General features: G+C 45.1%; 12 protein-coding genes. 6 read left to right on the top strand and 6 right to left on the bottom strand.

Annotation, left to right across the window (positions count from 1 at the left end; translation table 11 throughout):
- Positions 1–848: 848 nt before the first annotated feature.
- From MHI32_RS05615 to MHI32_RS05600, 4 genes are read right to left on the bottom strand one after another with little or no spacing between them, the layout of a single operon-like run.
- Entirely contained in the window at positions 849–1,817 is a 969-nt protein-coding gene (locus MHI32_RS05615) for a sugar phosphate isomerase/epimerase (protein ID WP_036680409.1), read from the bottom strand.
- The gene (locus MHI32_RS05610) at positions 1,818–2,549 is read right to left on the bottom strand and encodes a ThuA domain-containing protein (protein WP_038569006.1); all 732 of its coding nucleotides are present in this window, start codon (positions 2,547–2,549) and stop codon (positions 1,818–1,820) included.
- A 51-nt stretch (positions 2,550–2,600) separates the two neighbouring features.
- Entirely contained in the window at positions 2,601–3,677 is a 1,077-nt protein-coding gene (locus MHI32_RS05605) for a Gfo/Idh/MocA family oxidoreductase (RefSeq protein WP_312150345.1), read from the bottom strand.
- Positions 3,678–3,683: 6 nt separating this feature from the next.
- The gene (locus MHI32_RS05600) at positions 3,684–4,637 is read right to left on the bottom strand and encodes an AraC family transcriptional regulator (protein ID WP_076195168.1); all 954 of its coding nucleotides are present in this window, start codon (positions 4,635–4,637) and stop codon (positions 3,684–3,686) included.
- Positions 4,638–4,983: 346 nt separating this feature from the next.
- On the opposite strand from MHI32_RS05600, the gene MHI32_RS05595 reads away from it, so the two are divergent.
- The 5 genes from MHI32_RS05595 (at position 4,984) to MHI32_RS05575 (ending at position 10,894) form a co-directional block, all read left to right on the top strand.
- Entirely contained in the window at positions 4,984–5,988 is a 1,005-nt protein-coding gene (locus MHI32_RS05595) for a substrate-binding domain-containing protein (RefSeq protein ID WP_036680403.1), read from the top strand.
- Between the two features lie 155 nt (positions 5,989–6,143).
- A complete protein-coding gene (locus MHI32_RS05590; RefSeq protein WP_076129561.1) occupies positions 6,144–7,409 on the top strand; it encodes an extracellular solute-binding protein in 1,266 nt (421 codons plus the stop codon).
- A 77-nt stretch (positions 7,410–7,486) separates the two neighbouring features.
- Positions 7,487–8,353, top strand: a complete 867-nt coding sequence (locus MHI32_RS05585) for a sugar ABC transporter permease (protein ID WP_038568998.1) — start codon at positions 7,487–7,489, stop codon at positions 8,351–8,353.
- Positions 8,353–9,171, top strand: coding sequence for a carbohydrate ABC transporter permease (locus MHI32_RS05580; RefSeq protein WP_038574152.1), 819 nt, complete (start codon positions 8,353–8,355; stop codon positions 9,169–9,171). Before MHI32_RS05585 ends, MHI32_RS05580 begins: the two co-directional genes overlap by 1 nt.
- Positions 9,172–9,205: 34 nt before the next feature.
- Positions 9,206–10,894, top strand: a complete 1,689-nt coding sequence (locus MHI32_RS05575) for an alpha-glucosidase (protein ID WP_076219686.1) — start codon at positions 9,206–9,208, stop codon at positions 10,892–10,894.
- Between the two features lie 48 nt (positions 10,895–10,942).
- Here the strand turns inward: MHI32_RS05575 and MHI32_RS05570 are convergent, their stop codons facing one another.
- A complete protein-coding gene (locus tag MHI32_RS05570; RefSeq protein ID WP_340012010.1) occupies positions 10,943–11,473 on the bottom strand; it encodes an NUDIX domain-containing protein in 531 nt (176 codons plus the stop codon).
- A 36-nt stretch (positions 11,474–11,509) separates the two neighbouring features.
- The gene (locus tag MHI32_RS05565) at positions 11,510–12,985 is read right to left on the bottom strand and encodes an amidase family protein (protein WP_340012009.1); all 1,476 of its coding nucleotides are present in this window, start codon (positions 12,983–12,985) and stop codon (positions 11,510–11,512) included.
- Positions 12,986–13,154: 169 nt separating this feature from the next.
- Here MHI32_RS05565 and MHI32_RS05560 point away from each other — a divergent pair, with 169 nt between their 5' ends.
- On the top strand, positions 13,155–14,000 hold the full coding sequence (locus MHI32_RS05560; RefSeq protein WP_076129565.1) for an STM4015 family protein: 846 nt from the start codon (positions 13,155–13,157) through the stop codon (positions 13,998–14,000).
- Positions 14,001–14,007 lie beyond the last annotated feature (7 nt).

The following is a 14,007-nucleotide window of genomic DNA, read 5'->3' as shown; positions in this document are numbered from 1 at the left end:
GTTACCTACCACATCTCTACCACATCTCCACCACATCTCCACTACGCTCCTGACGCTCCAGCCCCAAACTAACTGCGCTGCACATTTGCCCGTATCCCATTCTCCCGAAGCTCAACGCACCAACCCCCAAACTAACTACGATTTACCGTTGAAAAATAGCTAACGCATCAGCGCATAAGTCGCGGACCCCAGAGACCCTATTTGCATCTATTTCGCTGTTTTGGGATGCTATCGGACTCCAGCGCAGTTATTTGCTCAAAAAACCTCGAATTCCTTGCTCTTCGGGACCAATAAGGTCTCTCGGGTCCGAAACTCGCTCCAAAAACCCTAAAACACGCGAATAGCTGCATCTAAGTCCGTTAGCACAGTTATCTACTCCCACACCCCACCACGCTTCTAACGCTCTAACACCAAACTAACTACGTTTTTACCATCGAAGATCAGCTAGCGTATTAGTCGCGGACTCCAGAGACCCTATTTGCAACAAATCCGCTGTTTTGAGATGCTATCGGACTCCAGCGCAGTTATTTGCTCAAACACCTCGAATTTCTTGCTTTTCAGGAACAATAAGGTCTCTCGGGTCCGAAACTTGCTCAAAAAGGTCTAAAACTCGCGAATAGCTGCATCTGAGTCCGTTAGCAAACTAGTTCATTTTTGATTGGTAGTTAGTTAGTTTCTAGTTCGTTTCTTATTAGCTCCTACTCGTCCCTACCTCCTCCCTATCTCTTTGCCAGCTCGTTTTTACTCCCTTCCGCTCTTCCGCTCTTCCACTCTCCCCCCCCATCCCCACTACACACAAAAAAAGCCTTGATTCTCTAAATAGAGAATCAAGGCTTTCTAATTCGACCTTACACCCACCACATACCCTGAGGCTGGTCATGAATAAGAATGGATTGCAAATTGGTTACTGCACGTTGGAAGCCTTCATCAACCGTCATAAGAGGGTCTTCATGCTCGATGCTCACCACATAATCATAACCGTAAGTGCGCAGCGCGCTCATGATATCTGACCACTCAGATATGCTGTGGCCGCAACCAACGGAGCGGAAGGTCCATGCGCGGGTCTGCACATCGCCATAAGGTTGCATATCGGTCAGACCATACATATTGATGTTGTCCTGATCCAAGTAAGTATCCTTGGCATGGAAATGGTGAATCGCGCCAGCTTTACCGAGAATCTTGATAGCACCTACAGGATCAATACCTTGCCACCACAGATGGCTCGGATCCAGATTGGCTCCGATAGCATCGCAGGTTGCTTCTCTAAGCTTCAAAATCGTATAAGGGGTATGGCACAGAAAGCCGCCATGCAGCTCGATGCCGATCTTAACGCCATGCTCCTCGGCCAGCTTGCCGATTTCCTTCCAGTAAGGGATCAGCTTATGTTCCCACTGCCAGGTTTTGATGTCGCTGTACACGGTAGGCCAAGGTGTGACTGGCCAGTTCGGTGCTTTTGCCTCATCGCTGTCCCCAGCCGTTCCCGAAAAAGTGTTCACGACCTTAACACCCATGAGTGAAGCCAGCTTGATCGATTTACGGAGAATTTCATCCCCGGCGCGGGCTTCTTCTTTATCTGGTGAAATCGGGTTATTATGGCAACTGAAGGCACTGATCATAATGCCACGTTTCGTGAACTTTTCCAAATATTCTTGTCGTGCTGACTCGCTCGCAAGCAGCTCATCTGTCGGACAGTGAGCATTGCCGGGATTACCGCCCGAGCCGATTTCTACCGCATTCAAACCTGCGGCGGCGATTTTATCTAACATCTCGTCAAGACTCAAGCTTCCAAATACAGGATCAAATACGCCTAATTTCATTTATACGACCACCTTTTCTTTGATAGGCTCTAAGGCTTCAGAATGTCCGTAAACCGGATAGTCACGTTTCGTTGGTGCACACCAGTTCACGCCATTGATGATAACTTTTTGAATATCCTTGTTGTAATAAGTTGGATAAGATTCATGACCAGGCTGGAAATAAAAGATCTTCCCGCTGCCTCTACGGTAGGTCGATCCGCTTGGGAAGACGTTGCCGCCTTCGAACCAGCCGACAAATACAAGACTCTCTGGTGCTGGCACATCAAAATGCGCACCGTACATTTCCTCTTGCTCCAAGTCGATGTATTCACCAATGCCCTCAGCAATCGGGTGACTTGGGTCCATGACCCACAGACGCTCCTTCTCCTCAGCTTCACGCCATTTCAGATCGCAGCTGGTGCCCATTAATTTCATAAAGATTTTGGACATATGGCCCGAATGAAGCACTACAAGTCCCATACCTTGCAGCACTCGCGCATGTACACGATTTACAATCTCATCACTTACTTCATGATGGGCGATATGTCCCCACCAGATCAGTACATCCGTGTTATCCAATACCTCTTGCGTCAGTCCGTGCTCTGGTTCATCCAGCGTAGCTGTCTGAGTGTCCAGTCCTGCCTCTTGCAGAAAACTTGCCAGTTGTCCATGAATACCTTGCGGATAGACCTTAAGAATTCTTTCTTCCTGACGTTCATGACGGAATTCATTCCATACGGTTACTCTTGTCACTTGAGACACGCTCCTAGTTCATATTTATCTATGACCATCGAATTTGCTTGATTATTCAAAAAACACAGGCATACCAGTTTCAGAGGATTTATAAATAGCCTCCAAGATGCGAGTCACAACCAACGCCTGCTCCGGCTTCACTACAGGCTCGGTGTCATTTACAATGCTGTCAATCCACTGAGCTGCCTCTATCACCGCAGGATCATCTCCTGCACCATCATAAAAGTCGACGCCACCGGCATCCAGACCGATATACTTTTCAAAGGTTTTACCGTAGGCTTCTCCGTTAATGCGCAGACCCTTCTCCATATCTGCTCCGCCTTCAGTCCCACAAAGTACCGTTTTGGCCTCACCGACATCGAGTGTATTCAGTGCCCAGCTTGCTTCTAAGACGATGGTAGCCCCATTCTCCATAGTGATGAATCCAATGGCGGAATCCTCCACTGTAAACTTCTCAGGATCCCACGGGCCCCAAGCATTTGCAGCATTTTTACGACCGGACAGCTTATGATAAGCGTTGCCCACGACATATTTAGGTTTGTAATTATCCATCATCCACAGGGTCAAATCGAGCGCATGGGTGCCGATATCAATCAACGGACCGCCGCCTTGCGCTTCTTCATCCAAAAACACACCCCAAGTTGGGACCGCGCGACGACGGATAGCCTTAGCTCTGGCGTAATAGATCTCACCAAGCTCATTATTCTCACATACCGCATGCAGATAAGCTGAATCTGGTCTGAAACGGTTCTGATAACCGATGGTCAGCTTTTTCCCAGTTCGCTCTGAGGCCTCGATCATCGCTTGTGCTTCTGCCGTGGTTTTAGCCATCGGCTTCTCACACATTACGTGTTTGCCTGCTTCCATAGCCGCAATGGAAATCTCCGCATGGGAAATGTTCGGCGTACATACATGTATCACATCTATACTTGCATCGTTAAGAAGCTCTTTATAATCTGTGTAAACTACGGACTGCTCATCTCCAAACTCCGCTTTTGCCTTCTCGGCACGTTCAGCGACGATATCACAAAAAGCAACCATTCGCGCACCTTCTACTTTTTTTAACGCGGGCATGTGCTTGCCGTTCGCAATACCTCCGCAGCCGATAATTCCTACTGTTAAAGTCATTCTGGTCTAACCTCCACTTATTCCTGTTTTGATATCTCTATCATACAAAGCTGAGGAAGGGCTTTCTTCCTGCAATCTTGCTGTATTATTCCCGAATATTGTCTTGTGGTATTTCAGCGGTGATATTCCCGTTGCTTCCTTGAAAAAATGATGGAAGGTCTTCACGCTGCCAAACCCGGCTGCTTCCGCCACGGCAGACATCGGCAGATCTTCATTGATCAAGATCCATTTGGCTTTGTTAAGCCGGTATTCGTTTAAGAACGCGATAAAGGTCATGCCCGTGTTTTTCTTGAACAATTTGGTAAAATAATAAGGACTAAACCCCATATAATTAGCTACCTCATTCAGCGTAATAGCCTCCTGGTAATGCTGCTCCACATAGATAAAAATCCGCTCTAGTCTCTCCAGTGTTTCTCTGGATTGATTCAGTGTATCTTCCGAGAACTTAGGCTGTTTCTTGATCGGACTCTTCGGTACCTCCCGTAGAATAACGGTCAGCAGTTCAAACAATCTAGCCTTGATTAGAAAAACATATCCTTCTCTACGCTGTACATCTTCCTCGTAAATACTCTCAATCAGCCCTTTGACCTTCGCGGCAGTTGCCACGGGCCATCTAGAACTGGAATACTCCATAAGCGTAAAGACCTCACGAAGTGAGTAGTCATTACCGTTCAAAGCGGCTACTTCTTGAAACAAATTCAGGTCAAATTGAATCACTACCCGTTCACTCTCAGGGGAAGAGAGAAAATAATGCACATCCCCACCATTAATAAACTGAACCTCGCCCTGCTCCATGTGAATAGGGGTATCATTAATTCCCAGATTCAGGCTTCCTTTGGTAACATAAATAATTTCAATTTCTTTATGCCAATGCGGATAACACAACGTATCACCATTGCAGAGTAAACTGCGGTAAGGAAAGTGCTTATCCACATCCGGAATCTCGAGATAAATATTCATAAATGCAACTCCTTATCCGAGTAAATCATTATAACCAGGGCTTGCATGCCATATTTAAAAATTTTACGTAAGCGTTTACTCTCTAAATGTTAGACCTCCAATATTCTTTTGTCAATTCCGATATTTCCAAGTAAATTTTTGGTATATACATTGGTTTCATTCCTATTTAAAGATTACTGCTCTTGCGTAGTTTTGATCATTTTTTTATTTTTTAGGTACAGTTGACAAAAGCGCCTACCAGCATTTATATTCGGGGTAAGCGTTTACGTTCTCTTCTTTCATAACTTACTCTCATCAGCGTAAGCGTTTAATTCAAGGATAACCGTAGTTTAAGGAGCTCATAGGAATGAACCCAACGATTAAAGATGTTGCACAGAAAGCGAACGTTTCCATTGCCACAGTCTCTCGCGTGCTAAACAATTTAAGTGGGTATTCGGACAAAACGAAACAAAAGGTAAATGAGGCGATCAAAGAAATTGGTTATCAACCCAATGCGATTGCCCGGGGTCTAATCAATAAGCGTACACAAACCATTGGTGTTATGTTCCCTAGTGTTTCTGGTGCTTTCTCTTCCGATCTGCTCAAAGGTATTGAAGAATTGGCCAATGACCGGAACTACAGTGTGATGGTATGCAATACCGATCAGGACGGTAAAAGAACGTTGAAGTACTTACAGCTCCTGAGAGAGAAACAGGTTGATGGCATTATTTTTTCTAGTGAAGTCCTTAAGAAAGAATATTACGATGTGCTCGAAACCATGAGGATCCCCGTTGTATTGGTCTCTTCCCAAACAGAATTCGCCAAGGTCCCTTATGTGAAAGTAGATGATTATCGAGCAGCTTTTGACGCTATCCTCTACTTAATTTCAAAAGGTCACCGCAAAATAGCCATGATTAGTGGAAACCCTAGCGATCTTATCGCTGGTGCGCCAAGAGCAGAAGGTTATAAGCATGCGCTTGAAGCAAATGGTATTCCTTTTGACAGCCGCTATCTTGCTTACGGAGATTTTTTGTATGAGAGCGGAAGTATAGCTATGGAGACTCTTTTGGAGCAAGCGCCTGATGTGACTGCCGTTTTTGCTGCTAGTGATGAAATGGCGATTGGTGCCCTCTCCACCGTTATCAAAAATGGTCTAAGCGTGCCCGAGGATATCTCCATTATGGGATATGACGATCTTGGATTAGCCAAAATGGTTATTCCGCCTTTAACAACAGTACGCCAACCGCTGTACGATATTGGAAAGATCGCCGTGGAGAAGCTCATTCAGATGATTGAAACAGGCGAGTCTGTCAACAGCCAGATTGTCGATCACACAATTGTGGAAAGACAAACGGTAAGATCGCTTACCTAAGTCTTTTTATCAATATTACGTAAACGTTTACTGTTCACTTTATTGCATACCCGTCGCTTAGAAGAACACGAACATCATTTAAGTTTGCCGTCAACGTAAACGTTTACTCTTATCAAATTCACCATAATACCAACACATTATTAGGAGGATTTATCATGAAAAAAACAATCAAACCCGTAATGGTTAGTCTACTGGCTATGTCCGTGCTTAGCGCCTGCGGTAGCAATAGTGGTAACAATGCGGCTGACAACACATCTAGCGGCGGGAACTCCTCCGGTGACAAGGTGAAAATCGAGTTTTTCCAAAATAAGACCGAAGCCAAAGCCACCTTCGACAAGCTGGTTGCGAAATTTAATGAAGCCAATCCGAACATCGTAGTCACTCAAGTGAACCCACCGGATGCCGAAACAGTGCTGAAGACTCGTGCAGCTAAAAAAGACATCCCTGACGTGGTCGGTATCGGTGCCACTGACACCTACAAAACATTATCCGGAAGTGGTCTGTTTGAAGACTTCTCAAGTGATCCACTTGCTGAAAATATCCAGCCTGCTTATGTTCAAATGCTGAAAGACCTGACAGGTTCGAGCGAGCTGAATGGTCTTCCATTCTCTTCGAACGCAAGTGGTGTCATTTACAATAAAGCGATGTTCACTGAAGCCGGCGTTACCGTGCCAACCACTTGGGATGAGTTCATTGCCGTCGCTCAAAAGTTCAAGGACAGCGGTAAAAATGCTTTTTACCTGACCCTTAAGGATTCCTGGACAACCCTTACGCCGTTCAACTCCCTCTCTACAATCATTAAAGGCAATGATTTCTTCAAGCAACGTACTGAAGGTACTGTGACTTTCGCAGACAGCTTCACCGAAATTGCTGAAAAGCTGCTTAAGCTGACGGAATTCGGTCAAAAAGATATTTTTGGAAAAGGCTACAATGACGGCAACACAGCTTTCGCTAAAGGTGAATCTGCAATGTATCTGCAAGGGGTATGGGCGATCCCAGAAATCGTGAAGGCTAATCCATCCATTGAGCTTGGTGTATTCCCTTTCCCAGCGACAAATGATGCTGCTAACAATAAGGTCATTTCTGGCGTAGACACATTGTTGACTATCTCTAAGAGCACTAAACATAAAGAAGAAGCTAAAAAATTCGTTGAATTCCTGCTCCAGCCTGAGAATGTCAGCCTCTACATTAACGAGCAAAAAGCATTCCCAGCTGTGCAAGGTGTAACTCAAGATGATCCAACAATGGACGGCTTCAAAGCAGCATTTACCTCAGGTAACTTGGCCGACTTTGCGGACCACTACATCCCAAGTGCAATGAAAGTGGATACCATCAATCAAGCCTTCCTGCAAAAGAAAGATGTTGATGCGTACCTGAAACAGCTTGATAAAGAATGGGATAAGGTAGCTGACCGGAAATAACGAGACCTGACAAATAAGAGCCGAGAAAGAGAACGGGACTCCCCCTTCTCTTTCTCTTTTCCAAGGAGGATTACATGATGGCCAAACGCCGAGTCGCCTTTTATCTAATGACTATACCGGCATTGCTTCTTTTCTTTGCCTTTCACACCTTTCCTGCACTGCAGGGTATTTATTATTCGTTCACTAACTGGGACGGCTTCAGTGACAGCTTTGATTACGTAGGATTTAAGAACTTCATTAACATTTTTCAAGATGAAAATGTGCTGAATTCATATGTGTTCACTTTTAAATATGCCATCTTAACGACTATTCTCATCAACATCATCAGTTTGTTGATTGCGCTTGGGCTTAACGCCAAGATTAAAGCCAAAAACTTTTTCCGCGGTGTATATTTCCTGCCAAATATCCTCAGCGTGCTGATTGTCGGCTTTATTTTCAACTATTTGTTCGCAAATGTATTCCCTATCTGGGGCGAGAAGCTTGGCAGCGAATTCCTTTCGCAGAACATTCTCGGCAACTCCGATTGGGCCTGGATCGGTATCGTCATTGTAGCCGTTTGGCAGGGAATTGCTTATAACACGATTCTCTATCTGGCAGGTCTACAGACGATTCCGCAAGATCTTTACGAAGCCTCCAATCTGGACGGCGCTAGCCGCTGGAGAGAATTCTGGAGTATTACTTTTCCAATGCTTGCTTCCTTCTTCACGATCAACATGGTGCTGGCGATGAAGGGCGGCTTAATGGTATTCGACCAAATCGTAGCCTTGACAGGTGGGGGACCTGGACGTTCAACACAATCCATTGCCCACTTAATCTATACAGGCGGCTTCCAAGGCGGAGAATTTGCCTATCAATCGGCGAACGCCGTGATTTATTTTATCGTGATCGTTGTGATCTCCGCCCTTCAGCTTAAATTTCTGCAGAAACGGGAGATGGACTTATGATCAAAAAATCAAGCAACTGGCCTGCAACGATTCTTATCGCGCTAGGCTCACTACTGATCCTTTTTCCGCTGTACATGACTATTGCTATCGCGCTAAAAAATCCCGAGGAAATGGCTCAATCCATCTTTTCACTGCCGACTGGCCTGCATTTTGAGAACTTCGCCAATGCCATTAAGGCAACCAATTTCTTCAACGCCTTAGGAAATAGCGCCACGATCACAATAACATCAGTAGTGTTCATCTTGCTTACCAACTCCATGGTAGCCTACGCGATTGCCCGCAATATGAACCGAAAATTCTTCAAAGCGCTCTACTTTTATTTTATCAGCGCAATGTTTATTCCTTTCCAGATTATTATGCTGCCTGTGGTCAAAGTGACAACGGATCTGCATATGAACAACATTCTGGGTCTTATTATTCTATACATTGTTTATGGCTTGGCTTTTAACGTGTTTGTATACACTGGCTATATCCGCTCTATTCCTTATGAGCTAGAGGAAGCTGCCACAGTAGATGGTGCAACGACATTCGGAACGTTCTGGAAGATTATTTTCCCACTTCTTGCTCCGGTCAGTGCAACAATTGGTATCCTCTCCTGTCTGTCGACTTGGAATGACTTTATGCTGCCGTTGATTCTGCTAGGTGATCAGGATTCATACACACTTCCGCTTGTACAGTATGTCTTCCAAGGTCAATTCAGCACAGATTTCAACTTAGCCTTTGCTTCGTATCTGCTTGCTTTATCCCCGATGCTCGTGGTTTATTTGTTCGCGCAAAAATGGATTATCAGTGGACTAACATCAGGGTCCATTAAATAACTAAGATTTATATAGAGAGATAGGAGAGTTATACATGGATAAGAAATGGTGGAAAGAAAGCGTAGTTTATCAAATCTACCCCCGCAGCTTCAAAGACAGTAACGGGGACGGCATCGGTGATCTGCAGGGCATTATCTCGAAACTCGATTATTTAAATCAGCTTGGCGTCGACGTAGTCTGGTTATGCCCGGTATACGAGTCGCCAAACGACGATAACGGCTATGATATCAGTAACTATCAAAGTATTATGGATGATTTCGGAACACTCTCTGATTGGGAGGAACTGCTAGCTGGACTTCACAGCCGCGGCATGAAGCTGATTATGGATCTTGTGGTCAACCACTCCTCTGATGAGCACGCTTGGTTCGTGGAGTCCCGCAAATCGCAGGATAATCCTTATCGTGATTATTATATCTGGCGGCCGGGCCAGGACGGACAGAAGCCTAACGACTGGGGTTCCTTCTTCAGCGGTTCGGCTTGGGAATTCGATGAGAAGTCGGAGGAATATTACCTCCATCTCTTCTCGAGAAAGCAACCCGACCTGAATTGGGATAATCCTAAGCTGCGCCAGGAAGTCTACGATATGATGACCTGGTGGCTGGACAAGGGCATTGACGGATTCCGTATGGATGTAATCAACTTGATCTCCAAAGTACCGGAATTACCTAGCGTTGCCCCAGAAAATAACGGAGAACAGCCTACGTACCACTTCGGAGGAGACTATTTCGTTAACGGACCACGCGTACATGAGTATATGCAGGAAATGAACCGTGAGGTCCTGTCCAAGTACGATATCATGACAGTGGGCGAAGCCGTTAATGTCACTCCCGAGGAGGCTTCGTTGTACGTTTCCGAGGATCGCAACGAGCTGAACATGGTATTCCATTTCGAGCTTATGGACGTCGATTCCGGACCTGGAGGCAAATGGAATGTACAGCCTTGGAAGCTGGCGGACATCAAGTCCATCATTTCCAAATGGCAAATCGCGCTGGACGGTAAAGGTTGGAACAGTCTGTATATGAACAACCACGATCAGCCGCGTATGTTATCCCGCTTCGGAGATGATAAGTTATATCCGAAAGAGTCTGCCAAGATGCTGGCAACACTGCTGCACACGCTCCAAGGCACACCTTACATCTATCAAGGCGAAGAAATCGGCATGACGAATGTACAGTTTGATTCCATCAACGATTACAAAGACATTGAAATCTTGAATATGTATAAAGAATACTTGGCTGCCGGACATTCGGAAGAAGCAATCATGAACTCCATTTACATTAAAGGCCGGGACAATGGCCGTACGCCGATGCAATGGAACGCCGAGCCGCAGGCAGGCTTCACGACGGGCTCTCCTTGGCTAGCCGTAAATCCTAATTACAAGGAAATTAATGTGGAGCAGGCGCTGGCTGATCCTGATTCTATTTTTTACTATTATAAGAGACTTATTGAGCTGCGCAAGCAGCATGAAATTATCGTATACGGAAATTATACAATTCTGGCTGAGGAGAATGAACAGGTATATGCTTATCTGCGTACTCTTGGAGAAGAACAGCTACTGGTTGTATTGAATTTCTTCGGAGAGCCTGCGACCTTCGAACTTCCTTCTACTGTGAAGTTCCAAGCGAAGGCATTGCTTATTGCCAATTACGAAGTAAATCCAGAAGAAGAACTAAACACAATTCAGCTTCGTCCTTATGAAGCTCGTGTGTATAAGCTTAAATAAACTAGACCCCCTACATGAAACAATAAAAAGGAGCCTCACGGCTCCTTTTTACTTTCCTCCAACAGCTACCGGATTGACCTGTACCTGTCCCGCGTTCAATTTCTCAATAATCGCCAGTAAGAAGGTTTCGGCTAGGCTGTTCTTTTTAATCGCTCTGGCGGCTTCTTCCAAAGTAAACCATTCAGCATGATCAACCTCAGTACTCACCTGGCTCAAGTCCTCCGAATCTGCAACACCTATAAAATTCAGCATTAGCGTATTGGATGGTGCGAAGTACAAGCTGCGCATATATTCATAAGCGACAATATCAAGTCCTACCTCTTCTTTTACCTCACGTACGAGAGTCGTTTCCGCATCTTCACCTTTGTTCACGTATCCTGCGAGTAATATGTAGTCTGGCCGATTATATTGCTGAATTAATAAAATCTTGTTTTTCTCCCTGTTTAATACTACTGTACTAATCGCCGTGCTGAAAATAGGGAATCGGAACATTTCACACGCATTACAATAAGGTACCTGCCCTTCCCCTTCACTTTCTTTCATTACTAACTCTGTCCCACATTCCAGGCAATACTTCAAACTGATCGCTTCCTTCTATTCTAAGTTAGCCTAATTCTACTCCAATTGAGGTGGAATCCGGTGATACGTAGCTTGTTCAAACCCGTATGCTAAGGCTATGAGCGTAGGCTCGCTATAAGCTTTTCCGGAAAAAACAACACCAAAAGGTCCCCTGGTCGAATCCCCATCCGCATCAATAATGCCTTGAGATACATATCCCGCCGGAACAGTAACTAATGGATAACCTAAGCGTGCCGCAATATACATGCCATCTACATCACCAGGCAGCAATAACGCGTCTAAACTATATTGTTCCAACACATAATCTATTCCTTGCTCAAGCGCTAATTCCTTGTATTCTTGTCTCTTCTCTTCATAGGCCTCTTCAGTTAATGTTACTTCTTCTGATCTTGTCAGGGTGTCTTGCCCATATTGCAAGGCAATCTCAGCATGTCTTTCATTATAGGCTATCAATTCTTGCAAAGAGTGAATCGGAACGGAATCATCTACTTGTGCTAAATACTGGTTGAGCCCTTTTTTAAATTCATAACAAATCACATCATTATTCCAATTCTGTTGTTCAACATGTACTGTGACAGGATCTATAAGGGTAGCCCCTTCATTCTTCAAGGTCAAGATAGCCGCTTCCATAATTGCAAGCCTCTCAGCGTCTAAATGCTTATAATAATGCCGTGGAATACCTATTCTTGCTTGTCGTATAAAGCTTTTATCTAAACTTGAAGTATAGTCTGTATAAGCGTATTTTTCGCTTGAAAATGTTGCTGAATCGTTGTCGTCCACTCCGGTTAACGCCCCTAAAATAATTGCCGCATCTGTAACCGTTCTAGCTATAGGCCCAGGGGTATCCTGGCTTACTGAAATGGGAATGACTCCAGAACGGCTCACTAATCCCACCGTAGGTTTGATTCCGACAAGAGCATGTTGGCTGGCTGGACCGACAATAGATCCTGCGGTTTCCGTTCCGATCGCTGCTGCTGCCAGATTCGCTGCTACGGCTGCCGCAGGCCCGGAGCTGGAACCACTGACAAATACCGTCCCAGGTCCATACAGATTCAGTACAAGCCCTCCCCGCGAGCTATATCCCGCAGGCATTGTACTAGACATAAAATTAGACCACTCCGACATATTCGCCTTCCCAAGTAAAATAGCCCCCGCCAATCGAAGCTTGGCCGCTACAAATGAATCTTTTGCCGCAATTGATCCAGCTAAAGCTACAGAACCGGCACTCGTATGCATCTTATCCGCGGTGTCTATATTATCCTTCAATACAATAGGAATACCGTGCAGGCTCCCGCGGCTCCCTTTTTCTGCTCGTTCTTTATCGCGTGCTCGCGCGATTTGTATAACCTCTGGATTTATTTCTAAAATAGAGTTTATGTCTATATCGTATTTTTGGATCCGCTCCAGATATACTTGAACTATATCCTCTGAGGTAATTAAACCTGCTTCCAGAGCCTCTTGCATTTTAATTATATCCGTCTCAATAATCCATTCCTGAAGTTTATTCTTCATACGAATAACTCCTTCCAAAAAAATAAAATTGCCTCTAGTATAAACCTACCACAAAATTTCACCTCAATAATATGGAGAGTTTAACTATAGTTATATTCAGCTATTTGACTCCCTCGGCTACAGATGATAGGGTATTTTCGAAGTTAAATTTTTCCGGGAGGGAACACCCATGACGGAAGTAAAGCTTAGTATTGGATACGACGAATTCGAAGAAGGTCAAAGAATTGGCGAAGCAATTGAGAAGTTAAGCAGCAGCCCTGAAGGTGCGTCGCTGACCAGCCTAATTATCGGTGATTGGGGGCAAGCCTACGAGAATAGCTCGGAAGAGGTTGTAGAGGCACTGGTTACGCATAGCGCCAGCTTCCCTGCTTTACGCAAGCTTTTTATTGGTGAGATGGGTTATGAGGAATGCGAGATTTCATGGATTACCCAAAGCGATCTATCACCGCTGCTCCCTGCTTTTCCAGAATTACAATCACTCACGATTCAAGGCGGGAATGAGCTGAGCCTCTCAGAGCTAAAGCATGACAAGCTGGAGGAACTGATAATTATTAGCGGCGGCTTAAGTAAAGCCGTACTTGAAAATATTGCAGCCAGCCAATTGCCGAATTTACGCAAGCTGGAACTCTATCTTGGCGTAGATAACTACGGCTTTGACGGAAGCCTCGCAGATATTCTACCTCTTATAGAAGTAGGAAAGTTCCCTAAACTTACCTATCTGGGATTAAAAAATAGCGAAATACAAGATGAAATCGCCGGTGCAGTAGCAAATGCGCCTATCTTAGATCAGCTGGATACGCTAGATCTATCTCTGGGTACCCTCAGCGACGAAGGTGCTGAATTGCTTCTTGCCAGCGAGAGAATCAAGGGACTAAAAGCATTGAATCTAAGCCATCATTTTATGTCCGACGAGATGATCAGCCGGTGGCAGCAGAGTGGATTACCTGTCGATGTCAGCGACAAACAGGAAAGCGATGATGAGGAAGACTGGCGTTATCCTTCCATCACAGAGTGAGCCCCCT

It is taken from the genome of Paenibacillus sp. FSL H7-0690 (assembly GCF_037980415.1).
Lineage (GTDB): Bacteria > Bacillota > Bacilli > Paenibacillales > Paenibacillaceae > Paenibacillus_AQ > Paenibacillus_AQ odorifer.
The sequence above is the reverse complement of the archived record's forward strand: the minus strand, read 5'-3'. Positions and strand labels throughout refer to the sequence as shown.